Raw genomic sequence first — 20,565 nt, 5'->3', positions numbered from 1 at the left:
CGCATCGCCGCTCCCGTCAGCTGCCTCGTGGACGGACAAGACGCTAACCCATCCACAACGAAGCAACCAGAGCCCCAAACCCCCGTGGGCTACATGACAGACAGCAGCTGAAGGGCTAAAGATATCGACCATTTATGACTAGTCTCTTCGACACGCCGTAATCGGTCCCGAAAAATGACATTAGACCGCCTCTTTTTGATCAGAACCCGTTACCGGTATCAAACCCAGTTGGAACGCGGGAATGAGGGTTTTTGACGTGTTTCGACATGCGGCACCCTGATTATTGAGAGGCGGCCGTATGAGCCGGAACGTGATTGGCTATGCCCGAGTCAGCACTCGGGGGCAGTCCCTGGATGCGCAGGTCGATGCGCTCGTGGGTGCCGGTGCCATCAAGGTCTTTATGGAGCACGCCTCCGGCGCTACCCAGGCACGGGCGCGGTGGCAAGACTGTCTGGAACACTTGCAGCCGGGCAACATCTTGGTGGTTACGGATCTGACCAGGCTGGGGCGCAGCACGGCGGACCTGTCCGATATCGTCACGGTACTCGGGCGCCGGGGGATAGGCTTCCGATCGCTAGCGGAACCCTGGCTGGACACGACCAGCGCGCACGGGAAGCTGATCTTCGACATGTTCGCATCCTTGGCCGAGTACGAACGTTCGCGTTTGTCCGAACGCACTAAGGCAGGACTAGCGGCCGCGAAGGCCAGGGGTCGGCTCGGCGGCCGTCCGCCGGCGATGACCGCTGCCAAACTTGAGGCAGCCAGAGATCTGCGCCGCCAGGGCAAGAAACTGCAGGAGATCGCCGAGACCCTGAGCGTGAGCATGTCCACCGTGACCAGGGCCCTTGGCCCACGCGTGACCAAGCCAGAACTGGAGTCCGAGGCCATCGTTCGCAGCGTCGCCTAAGCCAGTTCCACCAGCCTTCAGCGAGACGCATGCTTGGCACTGGGCTGCGCGGTCTCTAGACGAACCCTGAGCGGGCGGAAATTTGGCCGTTTCAGGCGCTGGGCCCAAATTGGCGAAGGTGGGAAGCTCAAAGGGAGAGCTACCTTTGCCGGGCACTCGTGACGGCCTGGGAGCCACGGAATGATGGGAAGCAGCTCGTGGGAATCAGGGTCCCCCAGCCTGATCGGTAGCGGATTGACGTCCCGTGTCTGTCCGTTCTATGAGGAACCGGACAACGCCGAAAATCATCATCGTCACTCCAAAAAAAGACAAGGCGGAGAATTGACCTTCAGGGCAACTGATGCAAACCTACAGCGGCACATTGAACTGCTGATCGAGGATTGGTTTTCTCAGCCTGGCCTTAGAGCCAAGAAGGACGAAGGTGACGACGTCAATTCGTTCCTCAACTGCGTGGGGTTCACTAATGCCGCTGCAGAGTGCATGCGCAGCTACCTGAACACCAACCCAGCAGACCGCATTGCACGCGGTATCCTGGCCCGTTCCATCTTCGAACTAGGGGTTACCTGCGTGTGGCTATCCCTCACGGGTCTCGACGGGTTCGAAGCGTTGCGTTGGGACCAACAGAGACAGAAGAAAGCCCTCGCCAACGACATGAAGGGGTTCGACTCAAACGAAGAGTTGAGCCAGACGATTGCGAAGGTCACTGAGCAGGAGCCGCACGCGAAGAACAACCGGGCTGAGCAGGCGAGGTACTTCTCCCAGATGATCAAGTCTCTGGACACGGGCGCAACACCCCTTTACGTGATCTACAGGATGTACAGCGAGTACAGCCATGCTTCTTTGGGAGTTGCCAACAGTTACATCGAAGAAGATGAGGGCGGTGAAGTCGGCATCTATTTCCCGGCCCGACATCAGGCTCTGAATGACCATACGGGGACAGCAGTGGCGCCCTTCGTCTGGGCCGTTAACGCAGTCAACAAGATGCTCATCGACGAACCATTCAGCGCCCTCCTGGGCACCATGAAGACACTGCTAGAAACCGGTATTGACTTCACTCTAAAAGACCAGCCGGCACCCTAGCTCTGGCTCAGGAAGCTGCGCGGCGCAACGCCCGGAAGCCTGCTAAGGCTTCCTTATTCTCGTCGTGCAGAATTACACCATGGCCAAAAGCACCAGCAAGATCCAACATCCTTCGCCGACACCCACGACGGCGAAAGAGCTCTACGGTGCTGCAGTCTCCTGCGGCTTTCCGGACTGTTACGAGCCGCCATACAAATTCGTCAACGGGGCGCCCGCACTGAATAGCCAGATTGCCCATATACACGCGCGTTCTGAGGGAGGGCCACGGTGGCTCGCGACGATGAGTCCCGAGGAGAACCAGGCCAAAGAGAACTTACTTATCCTCTGCCACTTCCACCATGGCGTCATCGATGATCCGGCCAATGAGCCCGACTACCTCGCGGATGTTCTTCGGCAGTGGAAAGCAGCCCAGATCAAACTCGCTACCGCAGCGCCGCCCTACGCCAGGCCCATGCAGATCTCGGACGCTCAGGCCGGCGAGGTACTGAGTGCATCCGAGCAGAGGGACTCTGCGCTAATTGACCGGACCTTGCCGCTGGTGAAGGCAGTGACTCGTCTGCTGGCAACGATAGAGCAGCGCCGACAAGGCCCCCGAGAAGTCGCTGCACAATGGCAGGCGGAACTCGATCGATGGCGGATCCGTCCGGTCGGATGGGATCCAGACACGGGCGAAAACGTGTATGCCAGTCCATCTCGAGCCACCCACGCTGAGTATGCAACTCGCATCCAAGCATCTCTAGACGAGGTGGCCGGCGTGCTCCAGCCGCTGCTCATCGAGGTTGAGACTGAGCTGGTCGCAGCAGTATCAAATGCCGCTGATGCAGGCCCATGGTCCTCCTGGCTACGCAGGTCGATCAGTGAGGTCACTCGCAGTGCGACGACACGTGACGCTGTCGCTTCAGCCGGGGACACAATCCTCCTCGCAGCTATTAATGACGCCCGCAAGTCCTTGGATGCGATTGTCCTGCACCTGCGAGGCATGGACGTAGCGGAGCCGCCAGAGATCATGGCCACTGAAGAGTCCTCGGACCCCGCAGATGAACTGATGGCAGAGCACCGGGAAGTACTGGACCGCAGCTGGCCTTTTGTGCGGGTAAGTAACAGACCCTTCGACGCGGGTCTGCACGACGAATTGGCGGCCCAAACAGAGTTTGCCTGTCACCTTCCCAATTCTGGTGATTTCATCAGGCTGTCCCTTCCGACAACCGCATTGCTTGCCGCGCATGTAGCTCGGCGGGGGTCGAATGACGACATTGAAGCCATCATTGCCGGCTATGCGGAGCGCAAGCCCACGGCCGCCGCAACTCTCCTTCTTCTGAATCTGGAAAAGATTCTGGAAGAGGAAGGACGGCACGACCTAGCTGGCAATGCTCACAAGGCGCTCGAAGGACTAATTGAGGGTTACGCCTGGGAAGACATCCATGAATGGGACGCCAATGGGCTTGCCTCGGGGCTCATGCTCGACGTCTTCGCAAGCGTCATAACGACCGAAACCGTGCGCGATCGTTTGAGCACCGCGGCCAAGGTCAGCCCTGAGCTGGGAGCACGTCTTGTCGTCGCTGTAGCAGGAACAAGCATCCAGATAGACCATTCGACGGGTAACAAGAATTTGAAAGCGCACTTCCGCTTCCCAAGGGAATGGCTTCCGGTCGAGGATCTACTAAAGGGCGCGGAGGCCGTAGCAGAAGACGTTAAGAACGCGGAGTTTAGGTCCTTGATCCGCGAACTGAAGGACCTTCGGGACCGGGGTAGGAAGTAGTCCGAACGGACGGGCCAACGGCCTGACAGTAGCCGGTCCCTCCCTGTGCCGCGGAAGTTCGGCGGCAGGGTCCATATAGTTGCTGATCGCGGTCGGGTACGGGGGCCCGCACGAGCAGGAGCACGGAGACCGGGGGATTAGCGCGACGGCCATTCTCATGGCTTGCCAGATCTGCTGAATGATCGCGAGATGGCCTGGATGGGGTAAGCCGTCAGCCGGAGAATCCCGGCAACAATTAGAAGAATGCCCACTGTGGTCAGCTGCCCTATGAACATCAGCAGAGCCACGACCAACGTTCCGCCGTAGGTTAAGGAAAAACTCAAGGTGTCCACGTCGAGGGGCATCGCTGGGTGCAGGGTCACTGCTTTTCTGCCCAACGTTCGTGGGCGGACTGGCGGCTGATGCCGACGGCGCGGCCGATGTCGGCCCAGGATGCTCCGGCCGCCTTGGCCGCTGCGACGGTCTTGTCCAGCCGGTGGCCGGCGTGGCTGTATTCACGCGCTGCCGCTTCCACACCGAGGATGGCTTCCGAGGGGGCGATATGGGCATTCCACTCGTCCTGGATGGCATCTTCGACTTCGGCTGAAGCATTGGCGAATTCGTCCGGGGCAACGTAGTCCCTGCGGCGGCTGAAGTCGGCGGCCGTCGGGGTCGTGACCCGTTCCCACATTTCGCCTTGCCAGCCGCATACACAGGCTCCCCGCCAGCCGATGATCTCCTTGTCCGGGATTAGCTCGTAATCGGGCATCGTGACATCCGGGACGTAGCGCCCCGTGACCCCTTTGACGAGCATTCCTTCGGCAGTAGAAGATGCGGACAAGCGTCCGTCGGGCGCCACGGGCGCCGCCCAGCCCTCGTGCTCGTTGTCGTTGGATACCCAGCCCATAACCACCCCTTTCGTCAGGAAACCCTGACAGTAAGTGTTTCAGTGACCTCTGACAAAAGCCAGAGCCTTCATGGCACAAAGAGGAATGAGAGAGACTGCGCAACGAGACCGACAAAACGGAACGTAGCCGCAGACTTTCAGACGGCCAAGCTGCGCTTGGATGTCATTCAGAGTCCTCTGAGGTTCTTTCCAACAACAGCGTCAGCAAGTCCTCGACGGTGCCGGAATTGCCGGAAGATTCGGCTGCCCCTTCGACATGGAGAAACGCTTCCAGCGCCTCGTGTCGTTCGTCCGCGAACTCGTGAAGCAACGGCATCGCTGCCACCAATAGATGGGCCATCAGAGGTGTGCTCCGGGTCTTTGCGGTTGCCGTCGCCTCTTTGAAATTGAGAGATAGCTGTCCATCAGGAATGAGGACCACCGCCTTTTCGGCTCTGCTGCTGGCAGATAGGTCGGCAGCTAGCGTCGCAAGTCGCCCGTCTTGTCCAACACCTTCATCAGACATGAACTGAATGGCGGAGCCCCCATCGCGGAGTGTAACCTCCGAGACCTTCATACCTACAGACTTTCGGGAGAGTACCTCGACGTCTATCCCGATCTGAGGGCCATTGGCTCGATTGTCGACATCTTCCTTGCGGTCGCCAATAAAGGCTGTGAAATCGGACCCCTCGAAGGCCAACGTCCCACCTCGCACCGACCAAAGGAACTTGTTTTCTTCAGAACCCAGCGTTGCGTTCGTCGAATTGACGGCAGCTGCCCGGCATCTGATGACGTCGAGATTGGCGTTTACGAGCTGCTGGAATCCCTGCGCATTGGTATCGGTGACATGCATGTTCGACAACTGGGTAACTGTAAGAGCCCTTCCGATCCGCCTCCAGAAATCCGGGTCCTCCGCACCGACGACGTCCAGGATGTATTGAAGCGAATCATCGTTCAGCATGCGGGAAAAATCAGCGGGACCTGGGAACTGATCCAGCCTGCCCTCGCTTCCCTCCCACACGGCCTGCAAAACGCGGGTCATGCGCGCAGCTTGAGGCTCGTCCAGATACTGATCGATCGTAGCCACAGCTAGACGGGTTGCATCGCTTCTTGTTTCAAGAGCACCGGTAAAGCCATCCGATATCGCTCTTGTCACTTCTTCGACTTGGGGTCGAGCCAATAAGCCCTTTCCTCCGCGCGTGAGCGCTTGGCTCAATAAGTTGACTCCGGCATTCGACTGCCGCCGCTCAATAAGGGTGTCAATTCCTTCAGCATCTGTGACTAACGCGTGGTTGTCCTGTGCCGTCTTCTCCAGACTGACATAGGCTTCATCGCTGCCCGGCAGCGGACTCGTCAACCCGAAAAACATGGGGTTCAGGACGTCAATCTTGGACATCCCGTCTTTGAGTTCATCCAGGTTATCTGTGAACCGCAGGTACACGGGTCGTTCAGCTTTCTCGCGCCAACTCAATACGAGGTCTGGCGCGAAAGTGTGGTTGAAGTAGCTCGTGTCATGGATGCTAACGGACGAGTCGAGGGCTTCGAGCTCTTTGATCACTGCGATCTTTACCGCATTTATTGAGTCCTGCGGCGAACGAATCTCGAGGGCGCTGAGAATCTGACCCGCAAAGCCTAGCTGCGTGCTGGGTTTCACCGCACACCCCTTGCCGTGTCGTGCTGCTCAATGAGACCTCGGTGTTCGGCTGAAACAGTCAGCATCTCCTGCTTATCGGACAAAACGATGAGCCAGAGTCTATCCGCAACCGCCTTGCAGATCACTCGGTCAACCGCCGCCGCGGCGTCCGCCTCGTCAGCAATGCCCAAGGTGTCAGCTCGGTGCTTGACTACAGCATCAAAGACTGTCTCGGCCGAACACAGGCGCTCCCACTTTGTTGAGCTGAATGGGTGCCACGTGATCCACATAAAGCTGTCGCAATATTCAGGGCGGGAGACATAGGCACAGTAGCTCTTGGCTAGATACTCCTCATATTCGGTGGCCTGGTGATTCCGAGTGTTTCTGTAATTCTTTACCTCGGCATAAAAGTTTTGGCCTTCAAGGTCTCCGCGTCTTAGCAGTCCGCCGAGGTCGTAGGAGAATGGCTGGCGGTCGCTGCCAGCCCAAGGGAAGGTCAGCTTGCGCACCGCAAGCCTGTCGGGGTTTACCCAACATGCATTGACGCGCGTTGTGGACTCGAGCCATTCCTTGGCTCGACGTGCTCCTTCGCGCCCCTTCTCATGTGTTTCTTCCCCCGACATGCCAGAACAATATCGCAGAATGGCTGGGCAGTCGGTGTCTGATGGTCCGGTATCGAGTGCCCGTAACGGCAGGTGAAACGACCCATTGTGAGGATCAAAAGCAACACCGTCTGACAGTAGGGGTGGCTGCGCACCACATCCAACGCCGGGACAGCATGGAAGAAGATCATATGATCAGAGACACCGGTTTACTCCGGATCCACATGCTTATCTTTCTCCGGGGGTTTCTCTTTGGCAACGACGTTCGATGTACTGCTCGATTCGTACCGCGAGCTCGCGGACTCGGAGCGGATGAAGGGGAACTACTTCGAGCAGCTTGTTGGCCGCTATCTGGAGAAGGACGGCGTGCAGGCCCCGCAGTACCGGAATGTCTGGTTGTGGAGAGACTGGCCGGATCGTGACGGCAAGAAGGACAACGGTATCGACCTGGTGGCCGAGCGCCAGGATGGCGGCTTCACGGCCATCCAGTGCAAGTTCTACGCCGAAGGCCACCGGATCCAGAAGTTGGATATTGACTCGTTCATTTCCGCGTCCGGGAAACCTCCGTTCACGCACCGCCTCATCGTGGACACGACCGGCCGGGACTGGTCAGGAAATGCGGAAGAGATGCTGGACAACCAGCATCTGCCCATCCAGCGTATCGGTCTGACGGACTTCCGCAATTCCAACATTGACTGGGCCACCTACGAACTGACCGACCCGTCAAAGGCCCCGAGGCTGCATGAGAAGAAGCAGCTGCGCACCCATCAGCACGAAGCCGTTAACGCGGCACTCAAGGGTTTTGAAACCAGCCACCGGGGCAAGCTGATCATGGCCTGTGGCACCGGCAAGACCTTCACTGCACTGAAGATCGCTGAACGGGTGGCTGAGCAGGAAGGCCACGCCCGGATCTTGTTCCTGGTTCCTTCCTTGGCGCTGATGTCCCAGTCGCTGAAGGAATGGTCGGATGAGACCACGCAGACGATGCACGCCTACGCCGTCTGCTCCGATACCAAGGTCGGCCGGCAGAAGAATTCCGACTTCACTGACGTCGCACTCCATGATCTTCAGATCCCGGCCACCACGGACGGAGCCACCCTGCTGCAGGCGATGGGAAACCGCGAGCTGGATGAGGGCATGACGGTGGTGTTTTCCACCTACCAGTCCATCGACGCCGTGTCCCAGGCACAGAGAGCCGGCCTTCCGGACTTCGACCTGATCATCTGCGACGAGGCGCACCGCACCACCGGCGCTACCCTGGCCGGCACCGAGGATTCCTACTTCGTTAAGGTCCACCGGAACGACGTCGTTGCCGGCGCCAAGCGGCTGTACATGACGGCCACGCCTCGCCTATTCAATGACGATACGAAGAACAAGGCGCTGGAGCGGGATGCGATCCTGTGCTCCATGGACGACGAGACCATGTACGGGCCGGTTTTCTACCGCATCGGCTTCGGCGAAGCGGTGACGAAAAAACTTTTGACCGACTACAAAGTCCTGGTTCTCGGCGTGGAGCAAAGCCAGGTAGTCGCGAGCTTCCAGGACCAGCTGGCGGATTCGGACATGGAACTGCAGATCGATGACGTCGCCAAGCTCATCGGATGCTGGAACGGATTAGCCAAGCGCCGCTCCGGCACTCACGAGGCGTCCTTCGGCAATGACCTCGCGCCGATGAAACGCGCGGTAGCGTTCAACAGGGATATCAAATCCTCCAAGCTCGTCGAGTCTGAGTTCCCGGATCTGGTCCGGGTACACCTGACCAACCTGTACAACGATGACCCCACCGATGACCTGAGGGTTGAGGTCAAGCACGTGGACGGCGGCTTCAACGCTATTACCCGCGCCGAACGCCTCGACTGGCTCAAGGAAGACATCGATGGCCCCGAAAATCAGCCCGTCTGCAGGATCCTCACGAACGCCCGGTGCCTGACTGAGGGCGTGGATGTCCCGTCCCTGGACGCCGTTCTATTCCTGAACCCGCGCAACTCAATGGTTGACGTGATCCAGGCCGTCGGCCGGGTGATGCGTATCGCCAAGGGCAAGCAGTTCGGCTACATCATCCTGCCCATCGCTATCCCCGAAGGCATGTCCACCTCCGAGGCTCTGCGGGACAACAACCGCTACAAGGTTGTTTGGCAGGTCCTCCAGGCCCTGCGCGCCCATGATGAGCGGATGGACGCCGCGATCAACCAGATCGAGCTCAATGCCAAGGCACCTGAATCGATCTTGGTCGACACCGTGGACTTATCACCGAAGAAGAAGGCACGGACAAACGTGGGTGGGAACGCCGGCGGCGGCGAAACGGGTGGCGGAAACGGCAACGATGGCGAGGGCGAACCGATCTATGAACAGCCGGCGCTGCAGTTCCCAGTGGGGGAGTGGAAAGACTCCGTCTACGCCAAAATCGTGGACAAATGCGGCAACCGGATGTACTGGGAAGACTGGTCCAAAGACATAGCCGATATCGCCAACAAACACATCACACTCATCAACGCCCTGCTGACTGAAGCGAACCCGGAACACCGGAAGGCCTTCGACGACTTCATCCAAGGCCTGCAGGAAAACCTGAACCCGGAGATTGACCAGGCCCAGGCCGTGGAAATGCTCGCCCAGCACCTCGTCACCAAGCCCGTATTTGACGCGATGTTCATGGACTCCAATTTCACCGATCACAACCCCGTCTCGGTAGCGATGCAGAACATCCTGAACCAGCTGGATGACCACTCTGCATTCGAGAAGGAACGCGCTGGGCTCGAGAAGTTCTACGACTCCGTCCGGGCCCGGGTGAAGTCCATCGACAACGCCGCCGCGAAGCAAAAAATCATCCTTGAACTGTACGACAACTTTTTCCGCAACGCCTTTCCCCGGGTGGCCGACCGCCTCGGCATCGTCTTCACCCCGGTCCCGGTGGTCGACTACATTCTCCGTTCGGCCGACGCAGCCCTGCGCCTCGAGTTCGGAAAGTCCCTTTCCGACGAGGGCGTCTCGATTCTGGAGCCCTTCGTCGGCACCGGGACCTTTGTCACGCGGCTGCTGCAGTCCGGGCTCATCAAGCCGGAGGACCTCCACCGAAAGTACACGCAGGAGCTCTTCGCCAACGAGATCGTCCTGCTTAGCTATTACATTGCCGCGATCAACATTGAGACCGTCTTCGCCGAAGAATCCACGACGCATGGCCTCCGGCATGGCTATGTTCCCTTCGATGGCATCGCACTAACGGACACGTTTCAGCTCAACGAATCCGACGGTCAAATGGAGTCCAGCGAGTTCTTTCCCGAGAACTCGGAACGCGTAAAGCGGCAGAAGAATCAGGACATCCGGGTCATTGTCATGAACCCGCCCTACTCGGGCGGACAGACCAGCGCGAACGACAACAACCAAAACCAGGCCTACCCCGTCTTGGACTCCTCGATCGCTGAAACATACGCGAAAGTTTCCACGGGGACCAACAAGAACAGCCTCTACGATTCCTATATTCGAGGGATTCGATGGGCCTCCAACCGGATCAAGGACGACGGTGTCATTGCCTTTGTCTCAAACGGCAGTTTCATCGACGGCAACACCGCGGACGGCATCCGCAAGACCTTTGCCACCGAGTTCAGCCGGATCTTTATCTACAACCTCCGAGGAAATGCCCGTACCTCAGGGGAGCAGCGCCGCAAAGAATCCGGAAACGTATTTGGCGAAGGATCTCGCACCCAAGTGGCCATTGCCATCCTGATCAAGAACTCGGCGCATAGGGGTCCGTCAGACATCCAATACCGGGATATTGGCGACTACATGACCCGGGAACAGAAACTCGACACTCTCTCTATTGAACAGTCACTGGAAGGCACCGATTGGGAATCCATAACGCCTAATGATCATGGAGACTGGATCAACCACCGCGATGAACGCTACGACACGTTCCAACCAATTGGCGATAAGGCCACCAAAGGCAAATCAAATACGTCAGGCATCTTCGAGAACTACTCCTCGGGGCTTAAAACGAATCGTGATGCGTGGTGCTACAACTTCAGTCGCACAGCGGTAGAGGTCAACATGCGCCGGATGATCGATTTCTACAACTCTCAAATTGACGTGGCCGAGCCGGACATGGATCCGACGAAAATCTCATGGGGTGGTGGTCTTCAGGAGATTCGAAAAAGGCGTGAAGTGCTGGGCTACCTTCAATCATCGGTTGTCCCCTCGATGTACCGACCGTTCACAAGGCAGTCCGTCTACTTTGACGCCAAACTGAATGAGCGCAGGTATCAGCTTCCAAAATTCTTTCCGACTGGGATCGAACCCAACTTAGTCATCACTCTGCCCGGACCCGGAGCGTCCGGGGGCTTCTTTACTTTGATCTACCGCGATATGCCGTCCTTGGGCGCAGCTACCGGACTCCAGTGCTTTGGCATGTATGCCTATGATTCCGTCGCCGCCGAAGCCGAACCTACTTTGTTCGACCAGGCCGATGCGCCAGGCGGCGGCTACCGGCGTAGAGACAACATCACTGACGCATCGCTGTCCAGCTACCGAGGGTTCTATGAAGATGTTCGTATAGGCAAGGAAGACATCTTCTACTACGTCTATGGCCTTCTGCACAGTCCCAAGTACAAGGAGGAGTACAAGGCAGACCTCATGAAGATGCTGCCCCGCATTCCCAAGGTCAATAGCTTCTGGGGCTTCAGCAGGGCCGGGCGCGCCTTGGCTGAGTTGCACCTCAACTACGAAACCGTCGATCCGTTTCCTCTGGAGGAGATCTCGTCAGGCTCGATTGCCGGAGTCTCCGAGGAAGCGTTCGACTTCTACCGGGTGAACAAGCTGTCCTTTGGCGCCCGCAAGGACCGCTCACGGATCGTCTACAACCCTCGGATCACCCTTGCCGGCATCCCCGACGAAGCGTTCGACTATCAGGTCAACGGCAAGTCGGCGCTGGAGTGGATTCTTGACCGCTATCAGGTGACGACTCACAAAGACTCGCAAATCACCAACGATCCCAACGACTACTGCCGCGAATCCGGCAATCCCCGCTACATTCTGGACCTCATCAAGCGCATCGTCACCGTGTCGGTGAAGACCAACGAGATCGTTGCGAGCCTGCCCGCCCTAGAGATTTCCGAGCAGTAACAGGGAAGCGAAGTCATCCCCGACAGGCACCTCGCAGCTTCGCCGCCCCCCTCCCGCTGCCCAGAGGTCCGACGGTAGTAGGAGCCGCCCTTTTAGCCTGCCGGTGGCTTCTCGGTGCCCATTTTGGATGGGTCAGACGGAGTGTGTTTGCTCTTTTGCCACGGTTTTTTTGGAAAGACTTGGTTCTCGAAAACATTTCTCTTCCCCGAGTTATCCACGGCTCGGATTCCGGGTCAGGAGCATCGTCTGAGCGCGCGAACTCCTTGAGCCTTCGGGAGGGCGCCAACGTGTCTCCTCAATCGATCCCTTTTGAGGAGCCTGCGCATCGTCAGATCAAGTGTCGTACCGGTCGATTCAAGCTTCCGGACAGCGATGGTCATGAGCTTCAGATGGCGAAGATGGCTAGCGCCGACAAGAGCTCAGTTTGGTCGTACCGACATTACAGAATCGAAGCGGCTGTTGGCCTCCACCCAAAGCCTGAGATCAGGGTCGACGTAGCCAATTATCCTCAGGGCATCATGGTGCCGGTTTGCTAGAGGCGTGTGCCAGACCGGTTCGTTATGGGCGATGCGATTTCGGAGCTTGTACAGCGGGAGAACTATGGTGCGAAGGTCTTCCATATCCTTGGCCGAGATACGGCGGGGTGCAAATTTGAAGCGACGAGTGATGGCGCCACCGAAAACGTCTTCATTTTCCTTGGCCAGCATGAAGCGCCAGAAACCGAAGGAAAGCTCCGCCACTACATGGCCCCGCGTTACCGGCTGACCGTCTCGCACTCGGTTTTGAGCGGCAGATTCCCGAGCATCTTCCAAGTCCTGCCAGGACCGGTCGTTAAGCTCACGTGCGTCGTCATCCATCCAGTCACCGCCACGCTTGAGATATTTGTGTCGACCTTGCATCGCCGTATCAATTGCATGCCTGATGGTGACTTCAGCATGACCGATAATCTCCCAAAGGGCAGCGCTGACCGCAGTGTTCCACGCATAGAGAGCTAGCGCCCGCTCCTGATCACCTGCCATTGCGACAAGGTAGGATCCGAATCTTTCAGTTGGCAAAATTGAACACACAGCTTGGTGGTCGTATTCGGTGGTGGCGGGCACATCGCTCCCTGCTCTTAGTCTTAGTGCCCGCTGTTTTGCATGCAGGTCGCTTGTGGGTATAGTTCTAGACGAAGGCCCTGGAGAAACGTCCTGTAGATCTCGCGATCCGATCAGTTCGTCCGGGGCTGTTTTCTTTAAGACGTCTTGCCGTGTGAACCCGCTAGCACTTCTCCAAAAAATGCCATATCCTGATCCTGCCTGTTGCGATGAGCTACAGGAAGTAAACCCGAGACCCGGCCGGACGACCGCGGCGCTCGGGTTTTGCGTTTAAGCAATCTTTCTCACTTCCCCGACAACGGGGCGGATGCGTTGCCGCCACGCGCCGCCCTTGGCCCAACACCAAGCAATAGCATCAGGAACGATTAGTAGCTGCTCCTCCGCCGCCTTGAGGTGTTGGTACCTGAGAGAGTCGCCGCATCCGGACTTGCGAGAAAATTCTATGAGACATTTCCTATCACGCTGCACGATTGAGTCATCGCGATCAAGTACAAGCATGGTCTCACCACTCTTCGCGGCAATGTCATTTACCAGTTCTCGCAGACATTCGGCGCGTCGTTCGGCTTCGTTGGCGAATCGACTCCCCGCGTCGTACACAACTGCTTGCACGTTGGCCCGGACGATCACATCCGCTATGGCCCGCTTCCGGGCATCTTTCTCATCCTTCATGTGGAGGCTCCGCTGGCCGGGCAAGACCAACGTCCCAAGCTCCTTTCGAAGATTTCCCAGATCACCAGGTACTAGCGCTCCGGCGACCAGAAGGTAGCCGTGGCGCTTGGTCTCGTCAACAAACATGTGATTCTTGGTTACCACCGCCGACAATCACCGTCACTCATCTTGCTCCCCAGATTTGTCTTCGCTTAGAGCCTCTTCAGTCCGACGCCGAGTTGAGGCGACAGTTTGAGATGGCTCGTTGAGATCGACGATGAGCATGCCATCCTCCAAGCGAGGAACCCATCGCTTCGCGACTGAAGTGTCTATACCGATGAATTTCGTGAACATCGCACCCGCGATGAGTACTATGCCGCGCTTCGTATCCTTGGCGGGACCTTGGCGCCGAGTGGGATATGCATTCGGCGTGGTTAGGGGTACGCCCTGTATTGCGATGAGTTTGGCGTCGCCATCCCAGAGAAATTGAACCCCTTCTGGTTGTCCGATCATGCGGAAGGCGGCGTCGTTTAGAGAGAACATGCCGCGCTTTTGAATCGTCACCGTAGGGATGGTGGGGGCTGGTGCGCTTCCCTTTTCGAATACCTTGAATGCCATAGTACTCAGGATACACACTGCAGCGTCGATGGAGAAGTTTGCAATCGCGTTGCGTAGTTTGGGCATGATTCGAATGACCATGTCTACTCAACGGGCACGGTTGGTGGAGTGTTCAACTGGCTTTCAAGGTCCATGGTGCGATCCTTGAGAGCCTTCGGTAGTCCCTCTGATTCTCTTGAAGGTGATTGCAACCTCGATGAGTCAGCTGCAGAGGCGCGAAACTCTACCCGCATGCATGGCAAATGGTGTTGTGTGCCGGTTGTCCAAAGCAGCGGCGCGTGTCGTCCACGTTGCCGGGCGGTTATTACTACGGGCATCTTCGCCACGGAGCGGGGGAGGCGAGGCTACTTTCAGGGGCGGGGAGGCCTGCAGGCCGCCTCCTCGGCCGCGATCCGAGTCAGGGCTCAGTGCAGCCAGCGTCGGTTCCTCGTAGATGAGTCCTGTGGCCCCCACGCTACGGCGCCGGCCCGGTTGTCGGCGATCGGCTCCTGCAGCTATCGGAATCGGCCCTATTTTGGAACCGCGGTTCAGATCGGGTTTGGGGCTCTCTTTCGGATGTTTGGGGAACCGGGCGGGCGGCCGCGGATCCACCCGTCTCGCCAGCCGAGAAGAATCGTGTTCAGCTGATCCTTCTTGCCCTGGTCCAGTTCGTCGCGGCGGTATTTCAAGCGCTGGATATGCAGCCACATGCCCAGGACCCGTTCTTCTTCGGTGTGTGTCCTCTTGTGGCGAGGCCAGGCATTCCCGGCAGCCATGTAGTCAGTGATTTCCTGGAGGCGTTGATTCCAGCGTTCTTTGCGGGTGCGCTGTTCCCAGCCGGGGATTTCGTGCAGGCCGTTCCTATAGGTCCGAGAGAGGGTCGGTCGCGAGCCTGCTGACAGCTGTCATCGCTCTACTCTCCATGCGGAACGCGCTCTTAACGAGCAAACGCTCCCGAGCTGGAACTCCGAAGCGTAAGCGTAAGGCAAGGAAGTAGTAGTCACACTAACCCGGTGGTCGTGACCGCAAGGTTGCGGCCACCGGCTCCTTCCTCAGGATATGGCCACCTCAACGATAAGGAAACACTCATGGAACCACTGACCATCGTGAACTTCGTGCTCTCGCTGACAGCGCTGGGAGCTTCGATTATGGCGTACCGCGCAAACTCCAAGTTCCGCAACGACGAAGGAAGCTAACCGGGGCCAAGGGCGGGTCTGCCACCTGGCAGGCCCGTCCCTACCGCGTCGGACCGTCCGGGATGCCCTCGGCAGTGTACTTCTGGGTGCGCCTGATCGTGTCCGCCATGGCGCGTACGGACACCGGGTCGTCTTGCCAGCGGCTCCCGTCCCGTGTGCAGGCATGAAACGAGGTCACCCCTGACTCTTGGACCGCCTGACGCAGTTCGGCCCACGCCACTTCCAGGTCTGCCAGCTGCGCGGGCGTCAGCGGCTCGCGGTCCGTAGCCACCACGACAGCGGAGGACTCCGCTGCAGCTGGTGTTCGGCGCCGGGTGAAGAAGCTTCGCATTCCCACAGTCCATCTCTCCTTCTGACAAAGAATGTCCCGCCTGGAATTGGGGGAACCCAGGCGGGACAATTCCACCGTACCAACCCAGTCCCAGGGCAGATGCATGCTCGCAGGGCTCGCCCTGGTTTCCGCTGCGCTCCAACCAGTTGATGGGCGTCCGCTGCGCGGCCGGCTGTTGGGTGCTGCCGGTCCGTCGCAGAGCTCCTACCCGCCATCACCTTTTGTCTACGTCTTCGACGTTTTCTGGTTGCTGTCCGATGGATTTTAGGCGTCCGCTCCAGCCTGTCTAGCCCCTCCTTCGTCGGGGCCTGCGGGGCAGGAATTTCCCTTCGGCGCTCCTTCGTCGCTTATTTCCTGCGGGAATTTCCCACACCTTGCCCAAGGGTAGACAGGCTTCCGTCGGCCGCCGAGCAAGCAAGCTTGCCAGCAACCAAAAAACATCGGGGGGAGACGGGGAGCTGGCCGGTCACCTAAGCCGCCCCACCCACCCCACTTCTCGGACAAGAAGGAACACCACAAATGAACGCAATCACCACCAAGACCGTGACCACCGCCGACACCGGCGAGACCATCGACGGCGTTACCGTCCTCGGGGATTACCACATGAACGGCGGCTACGACTGGATGGAACTCATTGGCGAACACGGCTGGGCCGTGATTCCCAGCTGGGGGAGCGACGGCTGGGACCTGGGCCAGTGGCCCTACGTCATGGTCGCCGGGATCCGCACCGCCGATGCCATCGGCAACCTGTTCGGCATTGCCACGTATTGCGAGGGCGACGTGACCTGCAACTATTACCGGACCAAATCCAGGTTCTGGGACGCGATCAGCGAACAGGCGTTCTTCCACTGGAAGACCGAACAGGCCCAAGGCCCCGCGGACCTGCCCGAAGCCGCCGCCGAACTGCCCAGCCGGTACCGCATACCGTACGCCGTCCCCGCCGCCTGATAGCCGGAAACCCTTGCCGGGCGGGAAACCCGTCCGGCAAGCGGTCCCGTTTACCCGGAGCACCGACCCACCGATGAACTAACCCGATCGGGTAGGCGATACGCAAATACTCAAATGAGTACGTGAGCACCCTTTGAGGATTGCTCGCCTGACGTGCGCGGGCGGTCCGCCGCCAGTGGCTGGCTTTCGGCTGTGGTCGCCGGCGGCGGACCGCCATTCGGCAGGGACGCGCGCTGATCACCCGGGCCTGGCGGCAAGCCCAGGGGAGCGGCGGCCCGGGCGGAATCCGGGGCGAGGGAAGGGCATGCTCGCAGGGCTCGCCCTGGTTTCCGCTTCGCTTCAACCAGTTGATGGGCGTCCGCTGGCGCGGCCGGCTGTTGGGCGCTGCCGGTCCGTCGCAGAGCTCCGGCCCGTCATCACCTGTTTGTTTACAAGCGTTTTCTGGTTGCTGTCCTGCGGATTCTAGGCGTCCGCTCCAGCCTGTCTAGCCCCTCCTTCGTCGGGGCCTGCGGGGCAGGAATTTCCCTCCGGCGCTCCTTCGTCGCTGATTTCCTGCGGGAACTTCCCGCACCTTGCCCAAGGGTAGACAGACCTCCGTCGGCCGCCGAGCAAGCAAGCTTGCCAGCAACCAAAAAACAACGGGGGGACAAGGGGAGCTGGCCGGTCACCACGAGCCGCCCCACCCACCCCCACTTCTCGGACAAGAAGGAACAACACCATGACTAAGAAACTCACCATCACCGGTTCCGCTGACCTGATCGCCACCGTCCCGCACCTGCTGGGCAGCCAGCCGAAGGAATCCTTCGTGGTGCTCACCACACGCGGGAACACGCTGGGTGCAACGTTGCGGATGGACGCCCCGGCCGAGTCCGCGCCGCTGGACTACGCGCAGATGATGACCACCTACGCAGCCAATGATGAAAAGGCCACGGGCAGCTACGTCATCGTCTATACGGACGAAACCGGCGAAGACGGCCCGTTCCCCTACGCGGAACACGTCACGGCGCTGAGCATCGAGTTGTCCATGGCGCGGATGCCCGTGCGTCAGGTCCTGCTGGTTACCAGCGTCCACTGGGGAACCTACGGCACCGCCGAAAGAAACCCGCTGGACGCTATCAAGGACAGCCAGGCCAACGCGACGTTGACCTACTTCGGATCAGCTACGGACATCGATGTATACAACCCAGCGTTGCTGGGCAGGTGGGCGCTTCCGGTGGAAGCGCCGGACGGAACCGAGGAGGACCTCGAAACCGCATGCGAGGCGTGGGCGACCGTGCTGGACGCAGATGGAATGCCTGACACCGAGACAGCACGCGCGCTGGCGGCAGCATTCCAGCACAGGCACCTCCGTGACTATCTGTTCCGGGACACCATCACCACCCACAACGGCAGCTTCGGAGACGTGCTGACCGGAAAATTCACCGGCCGCCCCGACTGGGCACGGGTCGACCGCGCCGAGGCTACAGCCTTCGAGCTGATGAAAGTTGTCCCGGCAGGACAGCGGGCACCCATGCTTACCCTGATGGGCTGGCTGCAATGGCTCAAAGGCCACGGAAGCCAGGCCGACCGCTACCTGAAACTCGCAGCTGAGGACGTATCCGATTTCCGCCTTGCGGTACTGCTGCGCGAACTGATCAACCGCGGCCACGTTGCGGACGTCGCCCGCAACGAAAACATGTCCTACAACCGCCGCCTGATCTAAAACCCAGAGGCCGGGACGGATCACCCTCGAGGTATCCGGCCCGGCCTTTCCGGTGGCGGGCGGCCTCCCCCGCATTCGCTCCTCCGGCCGCCGATCACGCTGGCGCGGGCGGAGCCCCCCACACCCAGAAAACATGCAGAATCCCGGACTACAGTGGGCACAACGATTACAACGGGAGGGCGCGCAACTGTGGGAACCGAATACATCCTGACTGAGGACGACCAGCCGGCTGCTGACGCCAGCCTGGCCGAAGACATCATCGAGCTGCAACTGCTCACCGCCGGCGACACAACAGGGCCCGTGGACACCGGCCACGCCCGGGAACACCACAACTTCTAGCACCAGGCAGCAAGGACGCTGCACCACAGGTTTCCTTTGTCCGAGGAAAAAACAGCGAAAGGCCGGCACTTCAGATGTGGCGGCCTTTCGTCATGTCCGCTCGTTCTCAGATCTCCATCGCCACAACATCACGGCCGCCACACTGTTGAGGAACGCGATAAAAACATCACCCGAAGCAGGCCGGCCAATGGCCAGGTCCACGGCTACCAGCACCAGCGATCCGACTGCGGCAACGGCGAACACCACAGCAAGAATCCGCAGCACCCCGTTAGGGCGGCCAGGACGCGGCGCCGGATCAGTCATGCCCCCACCCTATACAGGGGCAGGAAGGCGTGAGCGATCGGGGCATTGGCTGGCACGGTGCCATCCTCACACGGTGAACGACCGGTTGATTTGATGCATGCTCGCAGGGCTCGCCCTGGTTTCCGCTGCGCTCCAACCAGTTGATGGGCGTCCGCTGCGCGGCCGGCTGTTGGGTGCTGCCGGTCCGTCGCAGAGCTCCTGCCCGTCATCACCTGTTTTACAAGCGTTTTTTGTTGCTGTCCTGCGGATTCTAGGCGTCCGCTCCAGCCTGTCTAACCCCTCCTTCGTCGGGGCCTGCGGCGCAGGAATTTCCCTCCGGCGCTCCTGCGTCGCTTATTTCCTGCGGGAATTTCCCACCCCTTGCCCAAGGGTAGACAGGCCTCCGTCGGCCGCCGAGCAAGCAAGCTTGCCAGCAACCAAAAAACAACGGGGGGAGAAGGGGAGCTGGCCGGTCACCTACACCGCCCCACCCACCCCCCACTTCTCGGACAAGAAGGAACACCACCATGACTGACGAAAACCGCATCGCACGCGCCGCCCTGACCCGGATGTTTGCCCCGACAGACCCTGTAGCCCGCGCCCTTGTCGCCTGCCATGGCGCACACGCCGCCTACCGGATGGCCCTGGGAGCACGCCCCGTGTTCCCGTTCTGGGACGTCACGGCCGAGGAACTGGCGGAAGGCCTGAGCCGCTGGGCACCGCACCCCCGCGAGATTGACCCCGAGGCGGATCTGGCCGCCATCGAACGGCTGGGTGGCGGTTTTCTGGTCCCGGGGGATGAGCACTGGCCGACAGGTCTGGACGATCTTCCGGACGCCCCGTGGGGCCTCTGGTACCGGGGCAACATCGAGAACGGGATTCCCGCCCCGTCCCGGTGCGCGGCGTTGACCGGTTCACGGGACAGCACAAGCTACGGCGCGGCCGTCACCGGAGACATCGCCTATGGGCTGGCTCAGCGCGGAATCTGCGTCATCTCAGGCCTTGCCTACGGGATCGATGCCCACGCCCACCGCGCCGCGCTGGCCGGAAGCCAGGGCAACGGGCCGGCGACTATGGCGGTGCTGGCTGGGGGGCTTGACCGGGATTACCCGTCCGGGAACGCGGACCTCGCGGCCGCGATCCGCGCCAATGGCCTGACGCTTTCGGAGCTGCCCCCAGGAACCGCGCCTACTAGGGCCAGGTTTTTGCAAAGGGGTCGCATCATTGCAGCTCTCGCTGGAGTGACTTGTGTTGTGGAAGCGCGCTGGCGGTCCGGTGCGCTGAACACCGCACACCACGCCGAGACCATCGCCCGGCACGTCGCAGCGGTTCCGGGCAGCGTGCACAGCGTTATCTGGGTGCTGTCAACACTGATGCGCTGGACGCCGCGGATTTGTTGTGTCAACGACGTCCACGACTGAGGGCGATTTGTCAGGCGTGATGCCGGTCAGCGTTCGTCGGGAGGAT

The 20,565-nt window shown here is 59.7% G+C and carries 18 protein-coding genes; 9 read left to right on the top strand and 9 right to left on the bottom strand.

Features of this window, described 5'->3' with window-relative positions:
- Window positions 1-298 precede the first annotated feature (298 nt).
- The 3 genes from PY310_RS20225 to PY310_RS20215 all read left to right on the top strand — a co-directional run bounded on the left by PY310_RS20225 (window position 299) and on the right by PY310_RS20215 (window position 3,746).
- A complete protein-coding gene (locus PY310_RS20225) occupies window positions 299-907 on the top strand; it encodes a recombinase family protein (protein ID WP_275216380.1) in 609 nt (202 codons plus the stop codon).
- 180 nt (window positions 908-1,087) lie between these two features.
- Window positions 1,088-1,987 carry a DUF5677 domain-containing protein gene (locus PY310_RS20220; RefSeq protein ID WP_275216379.1) on the top strand — a complete coding sequence of 300 codons (900 nt, stop codon included), beginning with the start codon at window positions 1,088-1,090 and terminating at the stop codon, window positions 1,985-1,987.
- 79 nt (window positions 1,988-2,066) lie between these two features.
- Window positions 2,067-3,746 carry a hypothetical protein gene (locus tag PY310_RS20215; protein ID WP_275216377.1) on the top strand — a complete coding sequence of 560 codons (1,680 nt, stop codon included), beginning with the start codon at window positions 2,067-2,069 and terminating at the stop codon, window positions 3,744-3,746.
- A 358-nt stretch (window positions 3,747-4,104) separates the two neighbouring features.
- On the opposite strand, the gene PY310_RS20210 is transcribed toward PY310_RS20215, so the two are convergent.
- The 3 genes from PY310_RS20210 to PY310_RS20200 form a co-directional block, all read right to left on the bottom strand.
- A complete protein-coding gene (locus PY310_RS20210) occupies window positions 4,105-4,632 on the bottom strand; it encodes a hypothetical protein (RefSeq protein WP_275216376.1) in 528 nt (175 codons plus the stop codon).
- 163 nt (window positions 4,633-4,795) lie between these two features.
- A complete protein-coding gene (locus PY310_RS20205) occupies window positions 4,796-6,265 on the bottom strand; it encodes a hypothetical protein (RefSeq protein WP_275216375.1) in 1,470 nt (489 codons plus the stop codon).
- A complete protein-coding gene (locus tag PY310_RS20200) occupies window positions 6,262-6,867 on the bottom strand; it encodes a hypothetical protein (RefSeq protein WP_275216374.1) in 606 nt (201 codons plus the stop codon). Before PY310_RS20200 ends, PY310_RS20205 begins: the two co-directional genes overlap by 4 nt.
- Window positions 6,868-7,098: 231 nt before the next feature.
- Here PY310_RS20200 and PY310_RS20195 point away from each other — a divergent pair, with 231 nt between their 5' ends.
- On the top strand, window positions 7,099-11,958 hold the full coding sequence (locus tag PY310_RS20195; protein WP_275216372.1) for a DEAD/DEAH box helicase: 4,860 nt from the start codon (window positions 7,099-7,101) through the stop codon (window positions 11,956-11,958).
- Between the two features lie 419 nt (window positions 11,959-12,377).
- On the opposite strand, the gene PY310_RS20190 is transcribed toward PY310_RS20195, so the two are convergent.
- The 5 genes from PY310_RS20190 to PY310_RS20175 form a co-directional block, all read right to left on the bottom strand.
- A complete protein-coding gene (locus PY310_RS20190) occupies window positions 12,378-13,058 on the bottom strand; it encodes an Abi family protein (protein ID WP_275216371.1) in 681 nt (226 codons plus the stop codon).
- 267 nt (window positions 13,059-13,325) lie between these two features.
- On the bottom strand, window positions 13,326-13,850 hold the full coding sequence (locus PY310_RS20185; RefSeq protein WP_275216370.1) for a hypothetical protein: 525 nt from the start codon (window positions 13,848-13,850) through the stop codon (window positions 13,326-13,328).
- Between the two features lie 33 nt (window positions 13,851-13,883).
- Window positions 13,884-14,321 carry a hypothetical protein gene (locus PY310_RS20180; protein WP_275216369.1) on the bottom strand — a complete coding sequence of 146 codons (438 nt, stop codon included), beginning with the start codon at window positions 14,319-14,321 and terminating at the stop codon, window positions 13,884-13,886.
- Window positions 14,322-14,848: 527 nt separating this feature from the next.
- Window positions 14,849-15,145 carry a helicase associated domain-containing protein gene (locus PY310_RS21725; RefSeq protein ID WP_419095531.1) on the bottom strand — a complete coding sequence of 99 codons (297 nt, stop codon included), beginning with the start codon at window positions 15,143-15,145 and terminating at the stop codon, window positions 14,849-14,851.
- A 391-nt stretch (window positions 15,146-15,536) separates the two neighbouring features.
- Entirely contained in the window at window positions 15,537-15,827 is a 291-nt protein-coding gene (locus tag PY310_RS20175; RefSeq protein WP_275216368.1) for a hypothetical protein, read from the bottom strand.
- Window positions 15,828-15,930: 103 nt separating this feature from the next.
- Here PY310_RS20175 and PY310_RS20170 point away from each other — a divergent pair, with 103 nt between their 5' ends.
- The 4 genes from PY310_RS20170 (at window position 15,931) to PY310_RS20155 (ending at window position 18,816) form a co-directional block, all read left to right on the top strand.
- Window positions 15,931-16,095, top strand: coding sequence for a hypothetical protein (locus PY310_RS20170; RefSeq protein ID WP_275216367.1), 165 nt, complete (start codon window positions 15,931-15,933; stop codon window positions 16,093-16,095).
- 251 nt (window positions 16,096-16,346) lie between these two features.
- Window positions 16,347-16,775 carry a hypothetical protein gene (locus tag PY310_RS20165; protein WP_275216366.1) on the top strand — a complete coding sequence of 143 codons (429 nt, stop codon included), beginning with the start codon at window positions 16,347-16,349 and terminating at the stop codon, window positions 16,773-16,775.
- A gap of 718 nt (window positions 16,776-17,493) precedes the next feature.
- Entirely contained in the window at window positions 17,494-18,477 is a 984-nt protein-coding gene (locus PY310_RS20160; protein ID WP_275216365.1) for a DUF4192 family protein, read from the top strand.
- Window positions 18,478-18,666: 189 nt separating this feature from the next.
- A complete protein-coding gene (locus PY310_RS20155; RefSeq protein WP_275216364.1) occupies window positions 18,667-18,816 on the top strand; it encodes a hypothetical protein in 150 nt (49 codons plus the stop codon).
- Between the two features lie 90 nt (window positions 18,817-18,906).
- Here PY310_RS20155 and PY310_RS20150 read toward each other — a convergent pair whose 3' ends face one another.
- Entirely contained in the window at window positions 18,907-19,119 is a 213-nt protein-coding gene (locus PY310_RS20150; RefSeq protein ID WP_275216363.1) for a hypothetical protein, read from the bottom strand.
- Between the two features lie 506 nt (window positions 19,120-19,625).
- Between PY310_RS20150 and PY310_RS20145 the strand changes: the two genes are divergently transcribed.
- Complete coding sequence (locus PY310_RS20145; protein WP_275216362.1) at window positions 19,626-20,519, top strand: DNA-processing protein DprA; 894 nt, start codon at window positions 19,626-19,628, stop codon at window positions 20,517-20,519.
- The last annotated feature ends 46 nt before the right edge of the window (window positions 20,520-20,565 follow it).

Origin of the sequence: Pseudarthrobacter naphthalenicus, from assembly GCF_029076445.1 — a bacterium.
Classification (GTDB): Bacteria; Actinomycetota; Actinomycetes; order Actinomycetales; family Micrococcaceae; genus Arthrobacter; species Arthrobacter naphthalenicus.
This window is presented reverse-complemented; position numbering and strand designations above follow the sequence as displayed.